Source organism: Ruminococcus sp. OA3 (assembly GCF_022440845.1).
GTDB lineage: Bacteria > Bacillota > Clostridia > Lachnospirales > Lachnospiraceae > Ruminococcus_G.
In genome coordinates, this window is record NZ_JAKNTO010000001.1 from 2,440,390 (window position 1) to 2,465,732 (window position 25,343).

Below are 25,343 nucleotides of genomic sequence, written 5' to 3' on the forward strand. Positions count from 1 at the left end.
ATGCTGAATAAAAAATCAGTAGATGATATCAATGTAAAAGGCCGAAGAGTGCTGGTAAGATGTGACTTTAATGTTCCGTTGAAAGACGGCAGCATCACGGACGAGAACAGACTGGTTGCAGCCCTGCCGACAATCAAAAAACTGATCGCTGACGGGGGCCGTGTCATCTTATGTTCCCATCTGGGTAAACCAAAGGGAGAACCGAAACCCGAGCTTTCCCTTGCACCGGTAGCGGTAAGACTTACTCAGCTGCTTGGACAGGAAGTTAAATTTGCTGCAGACCCGGAAGTAGTCGGTGCCAATGCCAGGGCAGCTGTTGAATCGATGAAAGACGGAGATGTGATACTGCTGGAAAATACACGTTACCGTGCAGAAGAGACGAAGAACGGAGAGGCATTCAGCGAAGAACTTGCATCTCTGTGCGAAGTGTTCGTAAATGATGCATTCGGAACGGCACACAGAGCACACTGCTCGAACGTGGGCGTGACAAAATACGTAGAAACCTGTGTTGTCGGTTATCTGATGCAGAAAGAAATAGATTTTCTCGGAAATGCAGTAAATAATCCGAATCGTCCGTTTGTAGCGATTCTGGGAGGAGCAAAAGTTGCAGATAAATTAAATGTTATTGCAAATTTACTGGAAAAATGCGATACTTTAATTATCGGCGGCGGCATGGCGTATACCTTCCTGAAAGCAAAAGGCGGACAGATCGGTACTTCCCTCGTTGATGACGAAAAACTTGAATACTGTAAGGAAATGATCGAGAAGGCGGAAAAACTCGGTAAGAGGTTATTGCTTCCGGTTGACACTACCATCACCAGCGAATTTCCGTCACCGATCGATGCGCCGGTTGAGACGCAGATCGTTGCTTCTGATTCCATTCCGGCTGACATGATGGGACTGGATATCGGAACCGAGACCGCTAAAATGTATGCGGAAGCTGTGAAGACGGCGAAGACAGTTGTATGGAACGGACCTATGGGGGTATTTGAAAACCCGATCCTGGCAAAAGGAACCATCGCTGTAGCGGAGGCACTTGCTGAGACGGATGCGACAACGATCATCGGAGGCGGTGATTCCGCAGCAGCAGTCAATCAGCTGGGCTTTGGTGACAAGATGTCACACATCTCTACAGGCGGTGGAGCGTCCCTTGAATTCCTGGAGGGAAAAGAACTCCCAGGTGTAGCCGCAGCAGATAATCTAAGCTGAAAACCTGGAGAATGCGAGTCGCAGACGAAGCGTGAACTTAGTATGAAGCTTGTTCGATGACCGTCGGGCATCGAACTTCCTATGCCGGCATATAGAATTATGCGGCTAAAGAAACCAAAAAGAAAAGAGGATAAGAAAATGGCAAGAAGAAAAATTATCGCAGGTAACTGGAAAATGAACATGACTCCAAGTGAGGCTGTTGAGCTGGTAAACACACTGAAACCACTTGTTGCAAGTGATGATGTTGATGTAGTATTCTGTGTACCCGCTATCGATATCATTCCGGTTATGGAAGCCTGCAAAGGGAGCAACATCGAAGTCGGTGCGGAAAACATGTACTTTGAGGAAAAAGGCGCTTACACAGGAGAAATTTCTCCGGCAATGCTGACAGATGTTGGAGTAAAATACGTAGTTCTGGGCCATTCTGAGAGAAGAGAATATTTTGCAGAGACAAGTGAAACAGTGAATAAGAAAATGCTCAAGGCTTTCGAACACGGCATCACACCGATCATGTGCTGTGGTGAATCTCTGGAGCAGAGAGAGCAGGGCGTGACCATGGATTTTATCCGCCAGCAGGTGAAAGTTGGATTCTTAAATGTAACTGCAGATCAGGCAAAGACAGCTGTCATCGCGTATGAGCCAATCTGGGCGATCGGAACCGGCAAAACTGCGACAACAGAACAGGCACAGGAAGTATGCGCAGCTATCCGTGCATGCATCGCAGAGATCTATGATGAGGCGACTGCAGAAGCTATCCGTATCCAGTACGGCGGATCTGTAAATGCTGCTACAGCACCGGAACTGTTTGCACAGGCAGACATCGACGGCGGCCTGGTAGGCGGCGCTGCACTGAAACCAGATTTCGGTAAGATTGTAAATTACAAATAAATAAAAGACTTGAAAAAAGGCTTCTCTCGGTGATATTGGAGAGAAGCTTTTTTTGACAGTGGGAGATGGCAGCGGCAAAATATGAGGGAGGGAATACTCGACGGAACAGTCCTGTATCATAAATATAATGATGAAAAAGAAAAAATGGGTTAAAGTTGGATTCATTATAGGGTTTTTGTTAACAATATGCCTGAGTTGGGAGATTTATGCAGGCAGTGGGGAAAGCATAGATGATGCTACAGAAGTACCCGAAGAGATTGAATGTACATATAATGCGCACAATACGCAGGATGGAAGAAATCTGCATAACGAATATATGTACAGTGATGTAATGCTGTTTGATGCGATTGGCACGAATACTGTTTCGGCAGATCTGGCCAGGGCTTCGGTTGCGTTGGCTACGGCCGCTTATACGGATTATTATGTTCAGGAGGGACTTGAGAGCATGGGCTTTCAGATCCTTCAGACTTCAGAATATTACAAAAAAGAAACCACTTATCTGGATAATGACCATGTGGCTTATATGATTGCCAATAAAAAAGTCCGGTATCAGGATGAAGTTTATAACATTTATGTGGTTCCAGTACGTGGAACGCCCGCAAACTGTGAATGGTACAGTAATTTTAATCTGGGATACGGAAACGATCATAAAGGATTTTATAAAGCTGCGGATGAAGTGATAGAAGCGATCAGAGGCTGCAGAGACAGCCAGTACGATCCGGAGCATACGATTATCTGGACAATGGGACATAGCCGCGGAGCGGCAGCTGCAAATATTATCGCAGGAAAATTGTCTCAGAGTGAAGACTGTGCAGCTGCTAATAATATTTTGGGATATACTTTTGCCTGTCCAAATGTAAGCAGGAATGCAGATGAAGGAATATCAAATATTTATAATTTTAATAATCTAGGTGACCCGATTACAGCGATTCCGCTGGAGGAGTGGGGGTTTAAAAGATTTGGACAAACAATTCCTCTGTCTGAAACGGATTATGACAACTTTAAACAGCAGTTTCAGAGAGTAACCGGGAAATCATACGAGGCAACCTTAAGCACTACCGGGTTTGTTGATGGATTGAAGACAATAGCGAGCTCGCAGACAGCATATAATTTTCCTAAAAATCAGTATTTGTTCAGAGTAGCAGCATATTTTCTGGGAGGTCATAAAGATTGGTCAGCTAATCTTACAACGATACTGGGTGGTTCCTTGTTGCTGCCATTAAGAGTCTGCATAGCTTTGAATGATTGGGCGAGGGTAACTACGGTATCGGCGCTGCGTTCTGTGAAGACGGCTTCTCTGGATGATCTCTTAATAAAGATTAATGAAGCTATCACAGAAGCAGAATCAATGGATCAGAAACAGTGGATGTACTGGAAGAGCAGCAATCAGGGGTTGCGGGAGGAAATTCAGGAAAAACAGGAAATAGAGATAAATGAACCGGAGGATTTAAAAGCTGCAAGAACGCAGTTAAAAGAGGACATTGGTGCAGTTACCGATCTGTTTAATAATATGGAAAGTATTTTATACCTCTTTTATGATACAGATGGAAATCCGGCGAGTGCTGTCATGCATGGACATGCTATGGAATCTTATGTGTTATGGATGAATTCTATCTATTACGGATATGAAGGATGGTATGGATATGAAGATCCGCTGGGTTTGATAAAAGAAATTAATTCAGGAGAAAGCTATATTGGAGAAGCATGTTTTTACGACTGTGAGAGTCTGCAGGAAGTAGTGATTGCAGACAGTGTGCGAAGAGCCGGAAAATATGCGTTTAATAGCTGCGGATCACTGAAAAAAATCATGCTTCCGATCGATCTGGAGTATGTTTACCGTGAGCCCAGGGCAGGATCATCGGATTATTGCGGAACGTTTTACGAAACGTATAACATTGAAGAAATCGTGTATACAAAAGGCGTAAGCGGTGTGATGCCGGACAAGGAGAATGCCATCGACTCAACAGGTCAGCTCCCGAAAAACTATTACTACGGATTGGAGCAGCAGTCTTCAGGAAATCTGCAGAAGGTAAGCTTTGATGAAGGGATTACCCGGATTGGCGATTGTGCTTTTAGAAGATGTGCAGTATTGAAAGAAGTGAACCTGCCGGAAAGCGTAACGAGCATGGGAGCTTACGCGTTTCAGGGATGCTGGGGACTGGAACTGAATTCCCTGCCGCAGGGTCTGCAGGAAATGGGCGACTATTGTTTTGCAGACAGTGGTTTGTCAAGCGAACAGTTATCTGCGAAGGGAAAGATCGGACGATACGTTTTTGCAGGGAGCGGGATTAAAAGCATCGTGTTTGGTGAAGATATATCGGAAATACCGGAGGGATTTTGCTATAATTGCGACAGTCTGCAGGAAGTAGTGATTGCAGACAGTGTGCGAAGAGCCGGAAAATATGCGTTTAATAGCTGCGGATCACTGAAAAAAATCATGCTTCCGATCGATCTGGAGTATGTTTACCGTGAGCCCAGGGCAGGATCATCGGATTATTGCGGAACGTTTTACGAAACGTATAACATTGAAGAAATCGTGTATACAAAAGGCGTAAGCGGTGTGATGCCGGACAAGGAGAATGCCATCGACTCAACAGGTCAGCTCCCGAAAAACTATTACTACGGATTGGAGCAGCAGTCTTCAGGAAATCTGCAGAAGGTAAGCTTTGATGAAGGGATTACCCGGATTGGCGATTGTGCTTTTAGAAGATGTGCAGTATTGAAAGAAGTGAACCTGCCGGAAAGCGTAACGAGCATGGGAGCTTACGCGTTTCAGGGATGCTGGGGACTGGAACTGAATTCCCTGCCGCAGGGTCTGCAGGAAATGGGCGACTATTGTTTTGCAGACAGTGGTTTGTCAAGCGAACAGTTATCTGCGAAGGGAAAGATCGGACGATACGTTTTTGCAGGGAGCGGGATTAAAAGCATCGTGTTTGGTGAAGATATATCGGAAATACCGGAGGGATTTTGCTATAATTGCGACAGTCTGCAGGAAGTAGTGATTGCAGACAGTGTGCGAAGAGCCGGAAAATATGCGTTTAATAGCTGCGGATCACTGAAAAAAATCATGCTTCCGATCGATCTGGAGTATGTTTACCGTGAGCCCAGGGCAGGATCATCGGATTATTGCGGAACGTTTTACGAAACGTATAACATTGAAGAAATCGTGTATACAAAAGGCGTAAGCGGTGTGATGCCGGACAAGGAGAATGCCATCGACTCAACAGGTCAGATCCCGAAAAACTATTACTATGGATTGGAGCAGCAGTCTTCAGGAAATCTGCAGAAGGTAAGTTTTGATGAAGGGATTACCCGGATTGGCGATTGTGCTTTTAAAGACTGTGGTGTACTGACCGGTATCAGACTTCCGGATCATCTGGAAACGATCGGAGAGCAGGCTTTTGAAAATTGTTTTGCGCTTGATCTATACGGTATAAAAGACAGTATCGCAGAAAGTTATGCAAAAATGAATCAACTCAGTTTCATTCCGTTGAATTATCCGGTGATCACCCCAAATGAAATCACGATTATGCGGGGAGATGCCTGTCAGTTTCAGGCAAAAGTCTATAGGGATATCGGAGATTGTTCGGAAGAGGTGCTTTGGTTTGTGGAAGGGAATCAATCGGAAGAGACTTATATATCAGGAGAAGGACTTCTCACCGTGGATGGACATGAAAGTGCCGAAAATCTGACAGTGACTGCCGCAGCAAATTCAGCAATAGCATCTGTTAGTGTGAAAGTGAATGGGGAAATGAAGGACATTCAACTGTCAGAATGCTTTGCGGTGCTTGGGTGTTCGACATACCTATATGATGGTAAAGAAAAGAGACCTGAGATCATTATAAAGGATGACTCAACTCTTTTAGAAGAGGGAATACATTATGAAGCAACTTATACAGAGCATATAGAACCGGGAACAGCAACGGTGGCAGTGACCGCCATAGAGGGAAGCGGATATGCCGGAAACAGTATCCTGAATTTTACGATTTTGGATCCAATAGAGGAGATGATTCCGGTTTCTGAATGTCAGATTACTTTGAGTGATACGCAGTATTTCTATGATGGAACAGAAAAAAGTCCCGATGTCACGGTGCTGTATGGAGAGTCAGAGCTTATAGAAGGCAGTGACTACACAGTGGAGTATGCTGATAATGTGGAGACAGGGACTGCAGTGGTGACAGTGACCTTCATGGAAGAAAACGGTTATACTGGTGTGACTGTACTGACATTTACTATTGAAGGAAGCCTCGATACCAGCGGTTTGGAAGCAGAAATCCTGAATGCGATGGCTTTGTCGGAAAGTGATTATACGGAAGAATCCTGGAGCGCACTGTACCTGGCTTTGGAAACGGCAAAAACAGAACTTCAGAACCCGGGATCCCAGGAGACTATCGAGCATGCAAAAAATCAACTGGAAGAAGCGATTGCTGCACTGGTCTGGGAGCCACAGTCTGTAAGAGATGTAATCCGGCTGATTGAAGACATCGGAGTTGTTGACATATCGAAGGAACAAGCAATTTCTGATGCGCGGAAAGCTTATAATGCACTGGGAGATCAGGAGCAGGACTTGGTGGTCAATTATCAAACACTGCTGGATGCGGAAACTGAGATTCATGAAGTACGAAAGGAAAAGGATGTTTTTTTGACAGGGCGGCCTTCTGTGAGTGCAAAAGCTGTCTCATCCAATGGAATCATGATTGAATGGGAGATGTATGATAATGCCCAGAGTTATTATATTTACCGGAAAACGTCCGGTGAGGAATTCGGGGAAATTGCCAGGGTATCTGATGAATTTAGTTTCATGGACGATACGGTGGAGATTGGTACCACATACTATTATACGGTAAAAGCAGCCAGCGAGGTATGGGGCGGCATGCTGTTCAGTATGGAGGCTCCAGGTGTGTCAGCGAAGACTGTTCTGGAGAAGACAGAGATAACAAAAGCTCAATCATGGGGCTACAATAAGACAAAACTAACATGGGAACAGACAGCAGATGCGGAAGGCTACAACCTCTATTATGCGACATCCGAAAAAGGGACCTACAAATATATCACACAGATTAAAGACGCCAAAGCGACATCCTACATCCATACCGGGCGGACAACAGGCATAACGTATTATTACAAAATACGGGCGTATTGCAAACAAAGCGAAGGAAGTACTGTTTTTGGTGCATATTCGACGGTAAAAAGTGCCAGACCGATACCGACAATTGCGAAGATCGCCAGGATCGAACCAGATTGGGGAAAGATAAAACTCACCTGGAATAAAGTGGACGGAGCCACCGGGTACAGTGTCTATCGTGCGTTCTCTAAGAATGGGACATTTAGCTACGTTGGCGCAACAAATAGTGGTAGTGCGACAACGTACACTCATTCGGGGATGACACCGGGAAAAACGTATTACTACAAAGTACGTGCGTGGCGGAAAGTCGGCGGGAAGCAGGTATTTGGAAATTATTCGGCAGTCAGCATCGTGAAACTGGACGCGAAGAAAGCCAATCTTTCCAAGGTAGCGCCGGGTTGGAAACGGGCAGTGCTGACCTGGAATAAAATAGCCGGAGCCAGTGGATACAGCGTTTGCCGCGCATTTTCAGCAAATGGCGCATTCAGTGAAGTTGCCAATATTAAAAGTGGAAATACCACCAGTTATACCCATCCGGGTCTGACAGGAGGCAGAACGTATTACTATAAAGTACGTGCCTATCAGACGGTTGGCACCAAAAAAATTTACGGAGAATACGGAAAAACGCTACAGGTAACACCGGTAGCCGCGAAAACGATGCTCACCAAAGCCAAGCCATGGGGATACAACCAGACGAAGATCTCCTGGAACAAGGTGACAGGAGCCCAGGGATACCACGTTTATAGCGCGGCATCAAAAAATGGAACGTATCAGCAAGTTGCCCAGATCACCAGCGGAAGCACGTTATGCTGTTTCCACAATAGGCTGACTACCGGCAAGACGTATTATTATAAAGTGCGGGCATACCAGAGGGTGAATGGCAGCTATATTTACGGAGACTATTCAGACGTAAAAAGTACGGTGCCGATACCGGCAAATATGACCGGATTTAATGTGACAGCAGGCAGCAAGTCGGCGAAACTGAACTGGGGTAAAGTGAACGGAGCCAGCTGTTATCAGGTATATTATAAGACTTCTAAGAACGGCAAATGGCAGTACGTGACCCAGACCAGAAATGGAACTACGGTGACGTACACACACAGGGGCTTGAAGACGGGGCAGATGTATTACTATAGAATGCGTGCGTATCGGGCTGTGAATGGAAAGAAAGTTTTAGGAAACTATACTGCTGAGAAGTCTGTAAAAGTAAAATAAGAAACACTCTGATCTGAGATACTGGAAATAGAATTGATTCGTTGGTTGATTCGTTTCCAGTATCTTAATATTTTTTTTGACATTGACAACATCATATGGTATAATAACTTTTGATAAAAGGGAGTAGCCGAACACCAGATGGTGGATTTTAAATCGTCACCCGCTGCCGAGAGACAGCCGTATAAAATGAGATGTGCAAGACTTTTATCGTGACAGATCGTCATGATAAGGGTCTTTTTTGATTCAGAGGAATACCTTTCGGGGACCGCATGGCAAGCCGGAATCTGTCACGCACGAAACAGGCATAACGACAGAAAAGGAGATTGAAGTATGCTGGGAAAAGAACAGGTAAAAGAGATCAGGGAAGCCATTGAGGCAGGACAGCGTGCGCTCGAAAGTTTGGAAATAGCGCAGGAAAGTCTGCAAAGTGCAGGTAACTGGGGGATTTTTGATATGCTGGGAGGCGGTTTCTTCAGTACAATGATCAAACACTCAAAAATTGAAGATTCGCAGAGTGCACTGGAAGAGGCAAAATACCATCTGGGAAGACTCAGAGATGAGCTTCGGGATATCGAGGTGCCGCTGGACCTCCGGATGGATGTCAATGGATTTTTGACATTTGCCGATTTTTTCTTCGACGGGCTCATTGCCGACTGGATGGTACAGTCCAGGATTACGGACGCCAGAGAACAGGTTGATGATGCGATTCAAAAAGTACAGATGATCATGAGTGACCTGAAGCACTGGGAACAGAATCTATTATTGGAAGACAGGAGGAATGACTGATGGGATGTCTGGGTAATTTGTTATGGTTTATATTTGGTGGTTTTTTAAGCGGACTCAGCTGGTGTGCAGCCGGACTGTTGTGGTGCATTACGATCGTAGGGATACCGGTTGGTGTTCAGTGCTTTAAATTTGCATCTCTCAGCTTCTTTCCCTTTGGAAAAGAAGTGCGGTTTGGCGGAGGTGCAGGGAGCATGATCCTGAACATTATCTGGCTGATCGTCTCTGGAATTCCTCTGGCGCTGGAGCATCTGGCGCTTGGAGCGTTGCTGTGTATCACAATCATCGGAATTCCGTTTGGAATGCAGCAGTTTAAACTGGCGAAGCTGGCACTGATGCCGTTTGGAAGTGAAGTTTATTAAAAATATGAAGAAGGCGGTGTTCCGTGGAGATCAATCTGCGGAAACCGCCTTTTTCACGTTATTGCTGAAGAAACTGCAGGCTCTTCATACTGATGCCCATGCTTTTGGACTGCATCAGGGAAAATGCATATAAAAGATCCCTGATTTCATTCGGGCTTGAGGGTATGATATGATTGTCCAGTTTCACTGTCATGACGATCAGAACAATCTCTGCGATCTCATCCGGGTAGTCACACTGAATCAAACCTTCAAAAACCCCCTGTCTGATAATGTCAGACAATATAGGTTTCATATTTTTGATCAGAAATGTCATAAATTTCTGATGAATCAATGCACTTTGCTGTATTTCGATAAAGCTGCCGCATTCTTCCTGACGTTTCAATTCGGAAGAGGCTTCCAGGCATGCACGAAATATAATTTCCATCTTGGCAAAGGCATCCATGTCTGTGGAACTGACCAGCTCTTTGCTCTTTCTTATGGCCATGGAGTAGGAACGCTCGATTACGGCTTCGATAATATCATTCTTAGATTCAAAATAGTAGTAGATACTTCCTTTTCCAATCCCTGCTTTTTCGGCAATATCGCTGACGGAAATCGCTCGGTTTGATGATTCATTCATCAATTCCTGCATTGCATCCAGGATCAGGTCTCTTTTGTTGTTATTCTGCATAAAAATCTCCTTTCAGAAGCCCGTCATTTTATTAGTATAGCAGATATGCCGCAAAAACACCATACTTGACTGGCGGTCGAAAAGGTGGTAAAGTAAGCGCATGATTAAATTCGACCAATGGTCGAAAAAGGTCGGTTTACGCTGCACAAAACAGACAGGAGCAGATATGGGAGGAAGAAACAGTTATGACGTTTAATGAAGTGTATGAAAAAGCAAAAGCGATTTTTATGAAGGCGGATGTGAGTCAGATTACGGAACATCTGGCTTTCCAGTTTAATATTACGGGTGATGGTGAAGGGGCATTTTATGCGGAAGTGGCAGACGGTATTTTGCGGGTTGAGCCATTTGAGTATTACGACAGAGACGCAGTTTTTACCTGTACAGCAGAGACACTGTTTAAGATAGCTGAGGGAAAATCAGATCCCGTCATGGCATTTACATTAGGAAAACTGAAGGTAGACGGTAGTATTGAAAAAGCACTCAGCATACAGAAACTGCTTTAACCTTATCCGAAAAAATGGAGGGATTTATGATGGAAGTATGGAAATGGGCAGCAGGTCTTGGAACTGTCACGGCGGCAGCAGAGTATGGGATTGCAGAATATTTTTTTCGGCGGACGATGCTCAGAGGAAATGCCAGAAGAGACCGTACACAAAAGATGGCGGGAACAACATGGGAGGTTTATATTCCGGGGATCAGGGCGTGCCGTGCCTGGCTGATGGACAGACAAAAGGAAAATGTGTTTATACGGTCCCGTGATGGATTGAAACTGTGCGGCACGTATTTTCCGGCTGAAGGGTCAGACAGGACATTTCTGTGTTTCCACGGATATACGAGTGAAGGGCTGAATGATTTCCCGTGTATAGCTAAATTTTACCTGGAAATGGGGTATAACGTACTGCTTGTGGATGAACGGGCGCACGGTAAAAGTGAAGGTACATATATTGGTTTCGGATGTCTGGACCGTTGGGATGCTGTCGCGTGGATACAATATCTGCTTGGCCGTTTCGGGCAGGAACAGGAAATTTATCTTCATGGCATGTCCATGGGAGGAGCCACAGTACTGATGACAAGCGGACTAAAGCTTCCGCCACAGGTGAAGGGAATTATCTCTGACTGTGGGTTTACATCAGCATGGGGCGTTTTTACTTCGGTACTGAATCACATGTATCATATACCGGCATTTCCGATTCTTCAGATATCAGACCGGCTGGCAAAGAAAAGGGCTGGATATGGCCTGGCAGAGTGTAATTCTGCCGATGAGGTAAAAAAAGCAACAGTGCCGATCCTCATGATCCACGGAGATGCAGATACGTTTGTTCCGTGCTGGATGTGTGATGAGATTTATCGCAGCTGCGCGTCATCAAAGCGTAAACTGATCATCAAAGGAGCCTCCCACGCAGAGGCATACTATAAAAACACCGCTGCCTATGAACATGCGGTACATTCGTTTCTGGATATGATTAAACAGCAAGGAGGGATAAATCCATGATGAAAACCAGAAAAGGTTATAAGGTATACCCGTTGACGGCGGCTCAGAAGCTTCATTACTACTGCCTGAAATACTGTCCGAAAAAGCAGGTACTGAACATCGGAAGCAGTCTGACCATCGAGCAGGATCTGGACTGGGCTGCGCTGAAAGAAGCTGTTTATCAGGCATATGACCGCTGTGAATCCATGAGGCTGCGTTTTGCAGAGGATGAAGAGGGAAATGTTTATCAATACGTGGCAGATAAGGAAGAACGTGAGATTGAACATTTTGATTTTACGGGATGGCAGGAATGCCACGCGAGAGATAAACTGGTCGAATGGACGAAAACACCGTTTGAACCGTTCGATTCACCCAGAAACCGTGTTGTGATGATTAAAATGCCGGATGGTTTTCAGGGAATCTATCTGCTTGTGGATCATCTGACGATGGATGCACAGTCTCTGATTGTATTTTTAAAGGATGTAATCGAAATTTACTGCAATATGAAATACGAGGGTATCGATTACCCGAAGCCGATGGCGTCTTATATTAAGCAGCTGGAAAAAGATCTGGCGTACGAACAGGGAAGCGAGAGCGCCAGACGGGACAGAGAATTTTTTGAAAAGCTGATCTCATCCTCGGAACCGATTTTTGCGGATATTTACGGTCCCGCGAAACTGGAGGCGGAAAGATTAGAAAAAAACAAACCGGATATGCGTGCGGCTACCAATACTTCCAGCAACGTGGAAGCGAATATCACAACCTTTCATCTGGAGGCGGAGCCGTCAATGCGGCTTCTGGAGTTCTGTGAGCAGAACAGAGTCTCCATGGTTTGTCTGCTGATGATGGGACTGCGTACGTTTCTGCAGAAGGAAAATGATCTGGATGACATTTCCATCACGACAACCATCGCGAGAAGGGCGACACTGACAGAAAAAAAATGCGGGGGATCCAGGATCCACTGCTTCCCGTTTCGAACGATCATTCCGCGGGAGGACACCTTTATGGAAGGTTTGTTAAAAATACGTGACGGACAGAATCAGTACTTCCGTCATGCAAATTATAATCCGGTTGACTATTATGGATTCCGTAAACAGTACTATAATCTGCCGGATGGCCAGACGTATGAACCGATGAGTCTGACTTATCAGCCGATGAGCCTGAGGACAGGCGGTCTGGAGCGGCTGGGGGACATTCGGTATAAGACGGAGCGGTATACAAACGGGGCTGCGGCGCATACTCTGTATCTGACGGTCATGCACCGGGCTGAGGATAATGGTCTTGATTTTGGATTTGAATATCAGACGGGCGTCGTTACGGCGGAACATCTGGAGTATATTTATTATTACCTGTGTAAAATTCTGTTTTGCGGAATCTCAGATCCGCAGGCGACAGTGGGAAACATCATAGAGTCAGTATAAAAAATGTGGGGAGGAAGACGATATGCTGGAGCAATTAAAAGACATCATCTGTGAATATGTGGAAGTTGAAAAGAAAGACATCACTGAGAATTCCAGGTTCATGGAGGACCTTGGGTTTAATTCTTATGATTTCATGGCGATGGTAGGCGAGATAGAAGAAGCATTTGACATCGAGGTTATGGAACGGGAAGTTGTGAATGTAAAGACGGTCGGTGACGCGGTGAAATATATCAGGGAACTGCAGGAGTAATCGAAAGCAGGGGAGGAAACAGAAATGCCGGTAAAGACAATGAAAGATATGATCGATCACGCAGCCAGCACTTACGGCAGCCAGGATGCGGTTCGGTACAAAGTAAGGAAAGAAGTAGTCAGCAAAAGCTATCAGGATTTAAAGCGTGACAGTGAGTCTGTCAGCTGTATCTTAAAAAGTCTGGATATGCTGGGAAAACATGTGGCGCTGATCGGGCCGACCAGTTATGAGTGGATCATCAGTTATTTTGGTGTGGTGAACTCTCAGAGCGTTGTCGTTCCGGTGGATGTCCAGCTTCCGGCTGAAGAAGTCTGCGAACTCCTGGAGAGGGCCGAGGTCAGTGTGCTGATCTATGATGAGCTGCGCGCGGATGTCGCAGGGATGGTGCAGGAGAGATGCCCGCAACTATCTCATGTGATCTCCATGCAGTCGGATCTCCCCGGACTTTTGCAGAAAGAGGGCGGAAGCTTTTCGATTCCGATTGATCCTGAGAAGCTGTGTGCCATATTATTTACGTCAGGTACGACAGGGAAAAGCAAAGGTGTTATGCTGAATCACAGAAATCTGACGGAGAATGCAGTTTCTGTGGACATGAAAATTTCACCCGGTACCGTTTCCATGACACTTCTTCCAATCCACCATGCGTACTGCTTTACGATGGACATTTTAAAAGCGCTTTACATAGGGATCATCATCTGTATCAACGATTCCATCATGCATGTGGCCAGAAATATGAAGCTGTTTAAGCCTGAGATCGTGCTTCTCGTTCCGATGGTGATCGAGTCTATCTATGCAAAGCTGCAGGATGCGGGACCATTGATCCCGAAAAAAATGGCGGCGAAAGCAGCGTTTGGAGGACGCCTTCGCACGATATGCAGCGGCGGCGCATATCTGGATCCGGAATATATTGATAAGTTTAAAGAGTATGGAATTACCATCCTTCAGGGTTATGGCATGACGGAATGTTCGCCGGTCATAAGTACCAATCTGGAGTGGGCGTCGAAGAAAAATTCTGTCGGCAGGCTGCTTCCGAACTGCGAGGCAAAGATCGTTGAAGATGAGATCTGGGTACGCGGCTCCAGCGTTATGATGGGATATTATAAAATGCCGGAGGAGACGGCACAGTCTCTGGAGAACGGCTGGCTGAAAACCGGAGATCTGGGGTATGTGGATGAGGATGGATTTGTTTTTATTACAGGCAGAAAGAAAAATCTGATCATTCTTGCCAATGGCGAGAATGTATCTCCGGAAGAGCTGGAGAACCGGCTGCTGAAGAATCCTCTTGTCAGGGAAATCATCGTCAGCGAATATCCGGGGGGGATCCAGGCTGAAGTGTTTCCCGATGAAGAGTATGCGAAAAAGAAACGCATCAGGGATATTCCGGCGGAAATGCAGGGGATCATTGATGATTTTAATCAGGGTACACCTGTATTCAGGAGGATAAGCCGTCTGAGTATCCGTGAAACAGAGTTTGAAAAAACTCCTTCAAAAAAAATCAAGCGTCAATAAAATGTAATTAATAAAAAAGCAGATTTTCAACCACGCTGTGGCTTTGAAAATCTGCTTTTTGTCTGCGTATTATTCAGGAATATCTCTGACACCGTCCAGGATCAGGCGTGGACGGTAGGGGTATTGTTTGACATCCTCACGTGTCATGACACCGGAGAGTACAAGTACCGTGTCCAGGCCGGACTCTACACCTGCAATGATATCAGTATCCATGCGGTCGCCAATGATAGCGGCGTCCTCAGAGTGGACACCCAGCATCCGAAGCCCTGTACGCATCATCAGCGGGTTTGGTTTGCCGACATAGTATGCAGATTTTCCGGTCGTCAGCTCAACAGGGGCCACGAATGCGCGGCAGGCGGGGATGATACCGGTCTCTGAAGGCCCCGTCAGGTCATAGTTTGTACCGATCAGCCGGGCTCCCTTCTCGATCAGTTTGACAGCGTGCAGGATACTCTCGTAGTTATAATTTCTCGTCTCACCGATCACCACGTAATCAGGGTCGACATCATTGATCGTAATACCGGATTCATACAGCGCATTCAGCAGCCCCGGAGCGCCGATCACATAGGCACTGCAGCCAGGGGACTGTGTACTCAGAAATCTGGCAGTTGCAAGTGCACTGGTGTAAAAGTGGCTCTCATCCACTTCAAGTCCCATGCGTGCCAGCTTCTGTTGCAGCTCTCTTGGAGAGCGTTCGCTGGAATTTGTCAGGAATAAAAAACTTTTTTCTTTTTCATATAGCCAGTTCACGAAATCCAAAACTCCTGGCAGCAGGATGTTGCCGTGGTAGATCACACCGTCCATGTCACAGATAAATCCTTTTTTTTCTCTTAATCTTTCCATATCAGTCTCCTCTTTGATTGTTTGCTGCTGTTCTTATTGTAACGTGTTGAAATGGACAGTGCAACGCATAACCGATGATTTAACTAAAATTTTACATACGTTTTACCGAACGGTGGTAATGCATTTTACAATAAAAATTGTAAGATAGGTCTTGTAAATCGAAGAGATAAAGGAGAGAAGATTATTATGAAAAGATCAATTGTAGCATTAATGACAACAGTTATGATCGGCAGTACATTACTGGCAGGATGCGCAGGCAACGATGCATCTGCAGATTCAGGTTCTAATACAACTGACACAACACAGGAAGCATCCGCAGGAGATGAGGCAGGTACAGAAGATGCAGACGAGGATACAGCGGCAGGAGGAGCATCCGGACCGATCACGATTGTCTCAAGAGAAGACGGTTCCGGCACACGCGGCGCTTTCGTGGAATTGTTCGGCATTGAGGAAGAAGTAAACGGAGAAAAAGTCGATATGACAACTGAAGAAGCCAAGATCACAAACAGCACATCGGTTATGATGACTACGGTACAGGGTGACGTGAATGCGATCGGCTACATATCACTCGGTTCTCTCAATGAGACCGTGAAGGCAGCCAAAATTGACGGAGCGGAAGCAACTGCAGAGAATATCGAAAGTGGTTCTTATCAGGTAGTCCGTCCGTTCAATGTTGCGGCAAAGGAAGACTTAAGTGAAGTGGCATCGGATTTTATGGCTTTTATCATGAGTACGGAGGGTCAGGCTGTAGTCGAAGAAAACGGATATATTCCGGTGAGTGATGTAAAAGCATATGAAGGAAACAAGCCGGCAGGCAAGGTGGTAGTGGCAGGTTCTTCTTCCGTGACACCGGTTATGGAAAAATTAAAAGAAGCATACGCAGCAGTGAATCCGGATGCTGAGATCGAGGTACAGCAGAGTGATTCAACAACAGGCATGCAGTCTGCCATCGACGGATTATGTGATATCGGTATGGCATCCCGCGAATTAAAAGACAGCGAGACCAAGGCAGGTCTTGTTCCGACCGTGATTGCCCAGGATGGTATTGCAGTCATCGTGAACAACGAAAGTGGGATCGACGAGCTGACAAGTGACCAGGTAAAAGGAATCTACACTGGCGAAATCTTAGACTGGGAAGACCTGAACTGATCATCCCCCGGGGAAGGTGAGGAAAATATATGAATCAATTCAAAGAAAAAGCAATGAAGATCGTCTTTCTGATCGCAGCATGTACATCCGTATTAGCAGTTGCGCTGATCTGTGTATTTCTTTTCGCAAATGGAATACCGGCGATCGGAGAGATTGGAATTGGCAATTTCCTTCTGGGGGAACTCTGGAAACCTTCCAATAATCTGTACGGAATACTGCCCATGATATTGGGCAGTATTTATGTGACAGCGGGGGCTATCATCCTGGGTGTGCCGGTCGCTTTATTTACAGCCGTTTTTATGGCAAGATACTGTCCGAAAAAAATTTATCCGTTTCTGCAGTCGGCCATCAATCTCCTGGCAGGGGTTCCGTCTGTCGTCTATGGTTTCTTTGGCCTGATATTGATTGTACCCGTGATTCACAGGATATCAGGGAGGGACGGAAGCACAATGCTGGCGGCTTCTGTGCTGCTTGCTATCATGATTCTTCCGACGATCATCGGAGTGACAGAGTCTGCACTCAGAAGTGTGCCGGACAGTTATTATGAAGGTTCGCTGGCACTTGGAGCAACGCATGAGTGCAGTGTGTTTTTCACAATCGTCCCGGCAGCCAAATCGGGAATCGTAGCCGGTATCGTACTCGGCATCGGACGCGCAGTTGGTGAGACGATGGCGGTCATCATGGTAGCAGGAAACCAGGCGCGTATGCCTGCGGGACTGTTTCGCGGTGTCCGCACAATGACGGCAAATATTGTAATGGAGATGGGATACGCGGCAGACCTTCACAGGGAAGCACTGATTGCAACGGGAGTTGTACTGTTTGTATTTATCATGCTGATCAATCTGGCAGTGTCGCTGCTGAACAGGAGGACATACAGTGGAAGTGAAAGCTAGGAATTATCAGTCATTATCTCAGAAATTAAAAGCATATACAAAAAGTCCTGTGTCCGCGTTTCTGGCAGCACTCGTTATGATCTGTACTGCTATTACATTTTTTGTACTGTTGTTTCTTGTCGCGTTTATTCTTATCAAGGGAGTACGCTTCCTGACACCGGACTTATTTTCTTTCACATATACAACAGACAATGCATCATTGATGCCTGCGCTGGTCAACACACTGACGATGACGGCACTCTCTCTGGTGATTGCGGTGCCGATCGGAGTGGCATCTGCAATCTTTCTGGTAGAGTATTCCGGGCGGGGAAGCAAACTGGTCGGAATCATCAGGATCACAGCAGAAACACTTTCCGGTATTCCTTCTATTGTGTACGGTCTGTTTGGCCTTCTGTTTTTTGCAACGACATTAAAGTGGGGGTTTTCTCTGCTGTCGGGTTCCTTTACGGTGGTCATCATGATCTTGCCTCTGATCATGAGAACGACAGAGGAAGCATTAAAAGCGGTTCCGGATTCGTTCCGGGAAGCCAGTTTCGGGCTGGGAGCAGGAAAACTCAGGACCATCTTTAAGATCGTACTTCCGTCAGCGGTACCTGGTATTCTGGCGGGCATCATCCTGGCGACGGGGCGAATCGTCGGAGAGACAGCGGCACTTATTTATACGGCGGGTACGGTGGCACAGATTCCGTCCAACCTGATGGGATCGGGCAGAACACTGGCAGTACACATGTATGCATTGTCAAATGAAGGATTGTATATGGATCAGGCATATGCGACGGCAGTCGTGCTTCTTGTGATCGTACTTGCAGTCAACTGGCTGTCCGGAAGGATTGCAAAACGCATTGCGAAAGGATAAGAACGAAATGGATAAAATATCGATAGAAAATATGAATCTGTACTACGGGGATTTTCATGCCCTCAAAGATGTGAACCTGCACCTTCCGGAAAAACAGATCACAGCATTTATCGGACCTTCCGGCTGTGGAAAGTCCACGCTTTTAAAATCTCTGAACAGAATGAATGACCTTGTTGGCGGGTGTAAAATCACTGGTGATATCAAACTGGACGGAGAGGACATCTATGGGAATATGGATGTCAACCTCCTGCGAAAACGTGTCGGCATGGTGTTTCAGAAACCCAACCCATTTCCGATGAGTATTTATGATAATGTCGCATATGGACCGAGAACGCACGGTATCCATGCAAAAGCGAAACTGGATGAGATCGTGGAACAGTCTCTGCAGGGAGCAGCTATCTGGGATGAGGTGAAGGACCGCCTGAAAAAGAGTGCGCTTGGATTGTCCGGCGGGCAGCAGCAGCGTCTTTGCATCGCCCGTGCACTTGCCGTGCAGCCGGAAGTTCTTCTGATGGATGAGCCGACCTCCGCGCTTGACCCCATCTCCACTTCAAAGATTGAAGACCTTGCGGTTGATCTGAAGCAGAATTATACGATTATCATGGTAACGCATAATATGCAGCAGGCCGCCCGTATCTCGGACAAAACAGCATTCTTTCTCCTTGGTGAAGTTGTGGAATACAATGATACAGATGCTCTGTTCGCGTCACCGCAGGATAAGAGGACAGAGGATTATATTACAGGGAGGTTTGGATAATATGCGCAAATATTTTGATCTGCAGCTGAAGCAGCTGCATCAGGAACTTAAGGAAATGGGCGGCCTGTGCCAGATCGTGATATCGGAGACATACCAGCTTTTAAGCAAGGGTGACCGTGAGGTCATCAAGTCGATTGTGGTGCAGGAGGATCAGATGAACCAGAAAGAGCGTGATATTGAGACGCTCTGTATGAAACTGCTGCTCAAACAGCAGCCTGTGGCTACGGACCTGAGAAAGGTATCCGCCGCGCTGAAAATGATCACCGATATGGAGCGTATCGGAGACCAGGCACTCGACATCGCGGAGATTGTGGAGACAGGAACTATCCTTGAGGCCGACGACGGCGAACTTCTGGGAAAGATGGCAGAGGCGACGATGGGAATGGTATCCAGGAGTATTGAGGCATATGTGGAGCAGAATCTGGAAAAAGCACAGGAAGTTATCCAGTCGGATGATGTTGTGGATGAGCTGTTTGTGAAAGTCAGAGAGAGTCTGGTAAACCATCTGGGGAGCACTGGCGATGACAACGACAGAATTCTGGATTTTTTAATGATAGCAAAATACTATGAACGGATCGGAGATCACGCCACCAATATTGCGGAGTGGGTCGAATTTTCCATTCTTGGCAAGCACAGAAACGGCAAAGAGGCATAGATAAGGCTTAGTAAAATTCACCAAAAACGTAACAAAACTTCTGTTTTTGTTGATATTTGTGAAAGAACTGCTATAATAGTTAACAGATTACAGCGAAATCAGGAGGATAAGTAATGAAAAAGATATTGGTATTGGCATTAACTGCCGTGATGGCCTTGTCACTTGCAGCGTGCGGCGGTTCTAAAAAAGAGAACACGGTAAATTCAGTGGATGATCTTGCAGGCAAGAAGATCGGGGTTCAGCTTGGCACAACGGGTGACATCTACGCCAGTGACTTTGCGGAGGAAAACGAGGGAACGCAGGTCGAAAGGTTCAGCAAGGGAATGGATGCCGTCCAGTCTGTGAAACAGGGGAAACTCGACTGTGTGATCATCGATGCTCAGCCGGCAAAGGCGTTCGTGGAGAAAAATGATGATCTGAAGATTCTGGACGATCCGTTTGAGTTGGAAGAATATGCGATTGCGCTGAAAAAAGACAACACAGAGCTGAAAGACAAGATCAATGCTGCACTGGCGGAACTGAAAGAGGACGGGACTCTGGATTCTATCGCCAGCAATTACATCGGCGATGACACAAAGGGAAAATCTCCGTATGAATCTCCGGCAGACACAGACCGCTCCAACGGAAAACTGGTAATGGCGACCAATGCAGCTTTCGAACCGTATGAATACTACGAGAATAACACCATTGTCGGACTGGATGTCGATATGGCGCAGGCAATCGCAGACAAACTTGGCATGGAACTGAAAGTTGAGGACATGGAATTCGATTCCATCATCACTGCCGTACAGTCCGGAAAAGCCGATATCGGTGTGGCCGGGATGACAGTGACAGAAGACCGTCTGAAAAATGTTGATTTCACGGATTCTTACACAACGGCAACACAGGTTATTATCGTAAGAAAATAGTTAGACTGTATTAACAGGGCTGTTACTTTTTAGCGACAGTCCTGTTCTTGTACGTTGTCGCGACAGATGAGATAGGAGAAGTGTTATGTGGGATACTTTTGTTGAACAGTTTTATCAGAATTTTATCGAGGAAGACCGGTGGATGTTCCTTGTAAAGGGGCTTGGATACACGCTGTTGATTACAGTGTTCGCGGTGCTGATCGGGATTGTGCTTGGTTTTCTGATCGCAGTCGTGCGTTCGACGCACGATAAGACGGGCTCCATGAAATTTTTAAACGCCATCTGCAGGGTTTATCTGACGGTGATCCGCGGAACGCCGGTTGTCGTACAGCTGATGATTCTGTATTATGTGATCTTTGCGTCGGTTGATATCAATAAAATCATCGTCGGTGCGATCGGATTTGGTTTGAACTCCGCCGCGTATGTGGCAGAGATCGTCCGTTCCGGCATTATGTCGGTGGATGCCGGACAGTTTGAAGCGGGGCGAAGTCTGGGACTGGATTACAGGAGTACCATGATGCTCATTATCATGCCGCAGGCATTTAAAAACGTGCTGCCGGCTCTGGCAAATGAATTTATCGTACTGATCAAGGAGACTTCCATCAGCGGATATATCGGTATGATGGATCTGACCAGGGCGGGGGATATTATCAGAAGTGTGACATATGCGCCGCTTTTGCCGCTCCTGGCGGTGGCGGCAATCTATCTCGTGCTTGTCATGGTGCTGACGGCCGGAGTGAATAAACTGGAAGCGAGGCTGAGAACGAATGAGCGATAAAAATGTACTGATTGAAGTAAAAGAGTTGAGCAAGGCATTCGGTGATCATCTGGTACTCGATAAGATCTCGACCGATATCGACCAGGGTGAGGTGGTCGCGATCATCGGTCCTTCGGGATGCGGGAAATCCACGTTCCTGCGGTCACTGAACCTGCTGGAGATACCGACCGGCGGGAGCATTTATTTCGAAGGCACGGATATTACAGATGCATCGGTAGATATTAATAAAATCAGACAGAAAATAGGCATGGTGTTTCAGCAGTTCAATCTGTTTCCGCACAAGACCATCAAGGAAAATATCATGCTGGCGCCGGTAAAACTGGGAGTGATGAGTGTGCAGGAGGCTTCCGGGAAAGCGGATACACTTCTGCAGCGCGTCGGTCTTCCGGAAAAGGCAGATGCATATCCGGCGATGCTGTCCGGCGGACAGAAACAAAGGATTGCCATTGCGCGTGCACTGGCGATGAATCCGGATGTGATGCTGTTTGATGAGCCGACATCGGCGCTGGACCCGGAGATGGTCGGAGAAGTACTGGCGATCATGCAGGAGCTTGCCAAAGAGGGGATGACGATGGTTGTCGTGACACACGAGATGGGATTTGCCCGCGAGGTTGCGAACCGCGTGATGTTTATCGATGAAGGAAAGATAAAAGAGGAAAATTCTCCGCATGAATTTTTCGATCATCCGCAGAATCCGCGCCTGAAGGATTTCCTTTCAAAGGTACTATAGGACAGCAGTTAAAAAGGAGCGAATTATTTATGAAAAAACAACCTACTGTGTTAATGATACTGGATGGCTACGGGCTGAATGACAGGTGTGAGGCGAATGCTGTCTGCGAGGCCAGGACACCGGTGATGGATCAGCTGATGAGTCAGTGCCCGTTTGTCCGGGGAAACGCAAGCGGTCTTGCGGTCGGCCTGCCGGACGGGCAGATGGGAAATTCGGAAGTCGGGCATTTGAATATGGGTGCCGGACGCATTGTCTACCAGGAACTGACGAGGATCACCAAGGAGATAGAGGACGGTGATTTCTTTAAGAATGAAGCACTTCTTGCGGCAGTCAAAAATGCGAAGGAACGCGGCTCAGCGATTCACTTCATGGGACTGTTGTCGGACGGCGGTGTACACAGCCATAATACACATCTGTACGGTCTGCTCGAAATGGCAAAAAAAGAAGGCCTGAACAAAGTTTTTGTACATTGTTTTCTCGATGGGAGGGATACTCCCCCGTCATCCGGGAAAGGATATATTGAGGAACTGCAGCAGAAGATGAAAGAAATCGGGGTCGGGGAGATCGGAGTCGTATCGGGACGTTATTATGCGATGGACCGTGACAATCGCTGGGATCGGGTAGAGCTCGCATACCGCGCGCTGACGAGAGGCGAGGGTGTGAAGGGAACCGATGCGGCCGAGGCTGTACAGGCGTCCTATGATGACGGAAAAACAGATGAATTCGTGCTTCCGACGGTGATGGAGAGAGACGGGCAGCCGGTGACGGTAATCAGAGACGGTGATTCGGTAGTGTTCTTCAATTTCCGTCCGGACCGTGCAAGGGAGATTACAAGAGCCTTCTGTGATGATGAGTTTGCAGGATTCGACAGGGGCGGCAGACTGGATCTTATGTATGTCTGCTTCACGGATTATGATGACACGATTCAGAATAAACTGGTCGCATTCCATAAGGTAAGAATAGAGAATACATTTGGTCAGTATCTGGCAGCAAACCATATGACACAGGCGAGGATTGCGGAGACCGAAAAATACGCGCATGTGACCTTTTTCTTTAACGGAGGCATCGAAGAGCCGAATGAGGGAGAAGAGCGTATTCTGGTAAAATCGCCGAAGGTTCCGACGTATGATATGCAGCCGGAGATGAGCGCATATGAGGTGTGCGACCGTCTGGTGGAAGCGATCAGATCCGGGAAGTATGATGTGATCATCATTAACTTTGCGAATCCGGATATGGTTGGACATACCGGAGTGGAGGATGCTGCGATCAAGGCGGTGGAAGCGGTGGATGCATGCGTAGGACGTGCGGTGGATGCGGTGAAAGAGGTAAACGGACAGATGTTTATCTGTGCAGACCACGGCAATGCCGAGCAGCTGGTGGACTATGAGACGGGTGAGCCATTTACCGCGCATACGGTAAATCCGGTTCCGTTTATACTCGTGAATGCAGACCCGGCTTACGGATTGCGTGAGGGCGGCTGCCTGGCTGACATTGCACCGACACTGATTGAGCTGATGGGGATGGTACAGCCGGAAGAAATGACAGGAAAAAGCCTGTTGACAAAAAACAACTGATACGAAAGATAAGAATCGAAGGGGATTGCCAGAGCGGTAGTCTCCTTTTCTCTACGGCAAAAGATGACAGGATATGACATTGTAGCAGGAGGAAGTAATATGAATCAGTTTTTTGGGCAGTATCTTGAAAACATTGTACCTGTAACTTTTAAACTCCAGACGCCGGATGAAAGTCAGGTATTCGGAGACGGAGAACCGGAGTTTACGGTGACTCTGAAGGAAGACATCAGCAGGAAAGAACTGCTGACAAGTACGTCACTTGCACTGGGTGACGCGTATACAAAAGGAACACTGGAGGTGGATAAAGACCTGTATCATGTACTGGACAGTTTCATGGGGCAGATGGGAAAATTTACGACCAATCATCAGATGCTGAAAAAACTGTTGTTTACCTCTCTGGGCAGGAAGAACCAGAAGGAAGAAGTATCTTCACATTATGATATTGGAAATGATTTTTACAGGCTCTGGCTGGATGAGTCCATGAGCTACTCGTGTGCGTATTTTAAACACGAATCTGACACTCTGTATGAAGCACAGCTCAATAAAGTACATCATATACTGGAAAAGCTGCATCTTGAAGAAGGCATGACACTTCTCGATATTGGCTGCGGATGGGGATTTCTTTTGAGAGAAGCGGCAAAAAAGTATAAAGTTAAAGGCTTCGGAATCACGTTAAGCCAGGAGCAGCACGATAAATTTCAGGAAGATATTGAACGTGATGGGCTTACGGATTTTCTGCAGGTCGAACTGATGGATTACCGCGATCTGAAAAAATCCGGAAAGCAGTTTGACCGGGCGGTGAGTGTCGGTATGCTGGAACATGTAGGACGCGGTCATTACGAAGCTTTTATGGAAAATGTGGATGCGGTATTGAAACCGGGCGGCCTGTTTTTGCTGCACTATATCAGTGCACAGAAAGAGTATCCGGGAGATGCATGGATCCGAAAATATATCTTTCCGGGAGGAACAATCCCAAGTTTGCGTGAAATTATCAATATTCTGCCGGATTTTAATTTTTATACACTTGACGTGGAGAGCCTGCGCCGGCATTATAACAAAACGCTGCTGTGCTGGCGGGAAAATTTTCTGAAATGCAGAGATGAGGTCATAAAGATGAAGGGCGAAGAGTTTACCAGAATGTGGGAACTGTATCTGTCCTCCTGTGCGGCGACCTTTCATAATGGTATTATCGATCTGCACCAGATTCTGATGTCAAAAGGGGTCAGCAACGATCTTCCGATGACGCGCATCGTATAAAAATACGCGGCACAGGCAATACTAGCTGCATCAATATGTA

General features: G+C 46.6%; 21 protein-coding genes and 1 pseudogene. 20 read left to right on the plus strand and 2 right to left on the minus strand.

Translation table 11 applies throughout. From position 1 onward, the window contains the following. The 5 genes from MCG98_RS10925 (at position 1) to MCG98_RS10945 (ending at position 9,582) form a co-directional block, all read left to right on the plus strand. Entirely contained in the window at positions 1-1,209 is a 1,209-nt protein-coding gene (locus MCG98_RS10925) for a phosphoglycerate kinase (RefSeq protein ID WP_240302013.1), read from the plus strand. A 138-nt stretch (positions 1,210-1,347) separates the two neighbouring features. Further along, positions 1,348-2,097, plus strand: a complete 750-nt coding sequence (gene tpiA / locus MCG98_RS10930) for a triose-phosphate isomerase (RefSeq protein WP_240302014.1) — start codon at positions 1,348-1,350, stop codon at positions 2,095-2,097. 127 nt (positions 2,098-2,224) lie between these two features. Beyond that, positions 2,225-8,437, plus strand: coding sequence for a leucine-rich repeat protein (locus MCG98_RS10935; protein ID WP_240302015.1), 6,213 nt, complete (start codon positions 2,225-2,227; stop codon positions 8,435-8,437). Positions 8,438-8,767: 330 nt separating this feature from the next. Next, positions 8,768-9,223: a hypothetical protein gene (locus MCG98_RS10940; RefSeq protein ID WP_240302016.1), complete on the plus strand. Its 456-nt coding sequence runs from the start codon at positions 8,768-8,770 to the stop codon at positions 9,221-9,223. Further along, a complete protein-coding gene (locus tag MCG98_RS10945) occupies positions 9,223-9,582 on the plus strand; it encodes a YccF domain-containing protein (protein ID WP_240302017.1) in 360 nt (119 codons plus the stop codon). The genes MCG98_RS10940 and MCG98_RS10945 overlap by 1 nt, the downstream gene beginning before the upstream one ends. Before the next feature lie 58 nt (positions 9,583-9,640). Here the strand turns inward: MCG98_RS10945 and MCG98_RS10950 are convergent, their stop codons facing one another. Further along, positions 9,641-10,252 (minus strand): TetR/AcrR family transcriptional regulator, encoded by a 612-nt coding sequence (locus tag MCG98_RS10950; protein ID WP_240302018.1) that lies wholly within the window; start codon positions 10,250-10,252, stop codon positions 9,641-9,643. 185 nt (positions 10,253-10,437) lie between these two features. Here MCG98_RS10950 and MCG98_RS10955 point away from each other — a divergent pair, with 185 nt between their 5' ends. The 5 genes from MCG98_RS10955 to MCG98_RS10975 are packed head-to-tail and all read left to right on the plus strand — an operon-like array spanning position 10,438 to position 14,903. Further along, the gene (locus tag MCG98_RS10955) at positions 10,438-10,755 is read left to right on the plus strand and encodes an SCP2 sterol-binding domain-containing protein (protein WP_240302019.1); all 318 of its coding nucleotides are present in this window, start codon (positions 10,438-10,440) and stop codon (positions 10,753-10,755) included. Between the two features lie 26 nt (positions 10,756-10,781). Then, positions 10,782-11,744 carry an alpha/beta hydrolase gene (locus MCG98_RS10960; RefSeq protein ID WP_345891648.1) on the plus strand — a complete coding sequence of 321 codons (963 nt, stop codon included), beginning with the start codon at positions 10,782-10,784 and terminating at the stop codon, positions 11,742-11,744. Continuing rightward, positions 11,741-13,144 carry a condensation domain-containing protein gene (locus MCG98_RS10965; RefSeq protein ID WP_345891649.1) on the plus strand — a complete coding sequence of 468 codons (1,404 nt, stop codon included), beginning with the start codon at positions 11,741-11,743 and terminating at the stop codon, positions 13,142-13,144. Before MCG98_RS10960 ends, MCG98_RS10965 begins: the two co-directional genes overlap by 4 nt. A 22-nt stretch (positions 13,145-13,166) precedes the next feature. Further along, positions 13,167-13,394 carry an acyl carrier protein gene (locus tag MCG98_RS10970; RefSeq protein WP_240302020.1) on the plus strand — a complete coding sequence of 76 codons (228 nt, stop codon included), beginning with the start codon at positions 13,167-13,169 and terminating at the stop codon, positions 13,392-13,394. Between the two features lie 24 nt (positions 13,395-13,418). Continuing rightward, entirely contained in the window at positions 13,419-14,903 is a 1,485-nt protein-coding gene (locus tag MCG98_RS10975; RefSeq protein WP_240302021.1) for an AMP-binding protein, read from the plus strand. A 69-nt stretch (positions 14,904-14,972) separates the two neighbouring features. Here the strand turns inward: MCG98_RS10975 and MCG98_RS10980 are convergent, their stop codons facing one another. Continuing rightward, positions 14,973-15,746 (minus strand): HAD-IIA family hydrolase, encoded by a 774-nt coding sequence (locus MCG98_RS10980; RefSeq protein WP_240302022.1) that lies wholly within the window; start codon positions 15,744-15,746, stop codon positions 14,973-14,975. Between the two features lie 129 nt (positions 15,747-15,875). On the opposite strand from MCG98_RS10980, the pseudogene MCG98_RS10985 reads away from it, so the two are divergent. From MCG98_RS10985 to MCG98_RS11030, 10 genes and pseudogenes are all read left to right on the plus strand, one after another. After that, positions 15,876-16,895: pseudogene (locus MCG98_RS10985) on the plus strand (substrate-binding domain-containing protein); the annotation flags it as partial. 29 nt (positions 16,896-16,924) lie between these two features. After that, positions 16,925-17,788 (plus strand): phosphate ABC transporter permease subunit PstC, encoded by an 864-nt coding sequence (pstC, locus tag MCG98_RS10990; protein ID WP_240302024.1) that lies wholly within the window; start codon positions 16,925-16,927, stop codon positions 17,786-17,788. Next, positions 17,778-18,644: a phosphate ABC transporter permease PstA gene (gene pstA / locus MCG98_RS10995; RefSeq protein ID WP_240303423.1), complete on the plus strand. Its 867-nt coding sequence runs from the start codon at positions 17,778-17,780 to the stop codon at positions 18,642-18,644. Before pstC ends, pstA begins: the two co-directional genes overlap by 11 nt. A 7-nt stretch (positions 18,645-18,651) precedes the next feature. Next, entirely contained in the window at positions 18,652-19,401 is a 750-nt protein-coding gene (pstB, locus tag MCG98_RS11000) for a phosphate ABC transporter ATP-binding protein PstB (RefSeq protein WP_240302025.1), read from the plus strand. 1 nt (position 19,402) lies between these two features. Next, a complete protein-coding gene (gene phoU, locus MCG98_RS11005) occupies positions 19,403-20,056 on the plus strand; it encodes a phosphate signaling complex protein PhoU (RefSeq protein WP_240302026.1) in 654 nt (217 codons plus the stop codon). Positions 20,057-20,169: 113 nt separating this feature from the next. Next, the gene (locus tag MCG98_RS11010; protein ID WP_240302027.1) at positions 20,170-20,964 is read left to right on the plus strand and encodes a transporter substrate-binding domain-containing protein; all 795 of its coding nucleotides are present in this window, start codon (positions 20,170-20,172) and stop codon (positions 20,962-20,964) included. Between the two features lie 85 nt (positions 20,965-21,049). Beyond that, complete coding sequence (locus MCG98_RS11015; RefSeq protein ID WP_028528868.1) at positions 21,050-21,742, plus strand: amino acid ABC transporter permease; 693 nt, start codon at positions 21,050-21,052, stop codon at positions 21,740-21,742. After that, positions 21,732-22,472 (plus strand): amino acid ABC transporter ATP-binding protein, encoded by a 741-nt coding sequence (locus tag MCG98_RS11020; protein WP_028528869.1) that lies wholly within the window; start codon positions 21,732-21,734, stop codon positions 22,470-22,472. Before MCG98_RS11015 ends, MCG98_RS11020 begins: the two co-directional genes overlap by 11 nt. A gap of 29 nt (positions 22,473-22,501) precedes the next feature. Then, entirely contained in the window at positions 22,502-24,046 is a 1,545-nt protein-coding gene (gpmI, locus tag MCG98_RS11025; RefSeq protein WP_240302028.1) for a 2,3-bisphosphoglycerate-independent phosphoglycerate mutase, read from the plus strand. Positions 24,047-24,145: 99 nt separating this feature from the next. Then, positions 24,146-25,303 (plus strand): cyclopropane-fatty-acyl-phospholipid synthase family protein, encoded by a 1,158-nt coding sequence (locus MCG98_RS11030; RefSeq protein WP_240302029.1) that lies wholly within the window; start codon positions 24,146-24,148, stop codon positions 25,301-25,303. Positions 25,304-25,343 lie beyond the last annotated feature (40 nt).

Bases quoted from the DNA above. Each gene is read 5' to 3' on its own strand.
- MCG98_RS10925 (WP_240302013.1), top strand. From the start codon at position 1: ATGCTGAATAAAAAATCAGTAGATGATATCAATGTAAAAGGCCGAAGA.
- tpiA (WP_240302014.1), top strand. From the start codon at position 1,348: ATGGCAAGAAGAAAAATTATCGCAGGTAACTGGAAAATGAACATGACT.
- MCG98_RS10935 (WP_240302015.1), top strand. From the start codon at position 2,225: ATGATGAAAAAGAAAAAATGGGTTAAAGTTGGATTCATTATAGGGTTT.
- MCG98_RS10940 (WP_240302016.1), top strand. From the start codon at position 8,768: ATGCTGGGAAAAGAACAGGTAAAAGAGATCAGGGAAGCCATTGAGGCA.
- MCG98_RS10945 (WP_240302017.1), top strand. From the start codon at position 9,223: ATGGGATGTCTGGGTAATTTGTTATGGTTTATATTTGGTGGTTTTTTA.
- MCG98_RS10950 (WP_240302018.1), bottom strand. From the start codon at position 10,252: ATGCAGAATAACAACAAAAGAGACCTGATCCTGGATGCAATGCAGGAA.
- MCG98_RS10955 (WP_240302019.1), top strand. From the start codon at position 10,438: ATGACGTTTAATGAAGTGTATGAAAAAGCAAAAGCGATTTTTATGAAG.
- MCG98_RS10960 (WP_345891648.1), top strand. From the start codon at position 10,782: ATGATGGAAGTATGGAAATGGGCAGCAGGTCTTGGAACTGTCACGGCG.
- MCG98_RS10965 (WP_345891649.1), top strand. From the start codon at position 11,741: ATGATGAAAACCAGAAAAGGTTATAAGGTATACCCGTTGACGGCGGCT.
- MCG98_RS10970 (WP_240302020.1), top strand. From the start codon at position 13,167: ATGCTGGAGCAATTAAAAGACATCATCTGTGAATATGTGGAAGTTGAA.
- MCG98_RS10975 (WP_240302021.1), top strand. From the start codon at position 13,419: ATGCCGGTAAAGACAATGAAAGATATGATCGATCACGCAGCCAGCACT.
- MCG98_RS10980 (WP_240302022.1), bottom strand. From the start codon at position 15,746: ATGGAAAGATTAAGAGAAAAAAAAGGATTTATCTGTGACATGGACGGT.
- pstC (WP_240302024.1), top strand. From the start codon at position 16,925: ATGAATCAATTCAAAGAAAAAGCAATGAAGATCGTCTTTCTGATCGCA.
- pstB (WP_240302025.1), top strand. From the start codon at position 18,652: ATGGATAAAATATCGATAGAAAATATGAATCTGTACTACGGGGATTTT.
- phoU (WP_240302026.1), top strand. From the start codon at position 19,403: ATGCGCAAATATTTTGATCTGCAGCTGAAGCAGCTGCATCAGGAACTT.
- MCG98_RS11010 (WP_240302027.1), top strand. From the start codon at position 20,170: ATGAAAAAGATATTGGTATTGGCATTAACTGCCGTGATGGCCTTGTCA.
- MCG98_RS11015 (WP_028528868.1), top strand. From the start codon at position 21,050: ATGTGGGATACTTTTGTTGAACAGTTTTATCAGAATTTTATCGAGGAA.
- MCG98_RS11020 (WP_028528869.1), top strand. From the start codon at position 21,732: ATGAGCGATAAAAATGTACTGATTGAAGTAAAAGAGTTGAGCAAGGCA.
- gpmI (WP_240302028.1), top strand. From the start codon at position 22,502: ATGAAAAAACAACCTACTGTGTTAATGATACTGGATGGCTACGGGCTG.
- MCG98_RS11030 (WP_240302029.1), top strand. From the start codon at position 24,146: ATGAATCAGTTTTTTGGGCAGTATCTTGAAAACATTGTACCTGTAACT.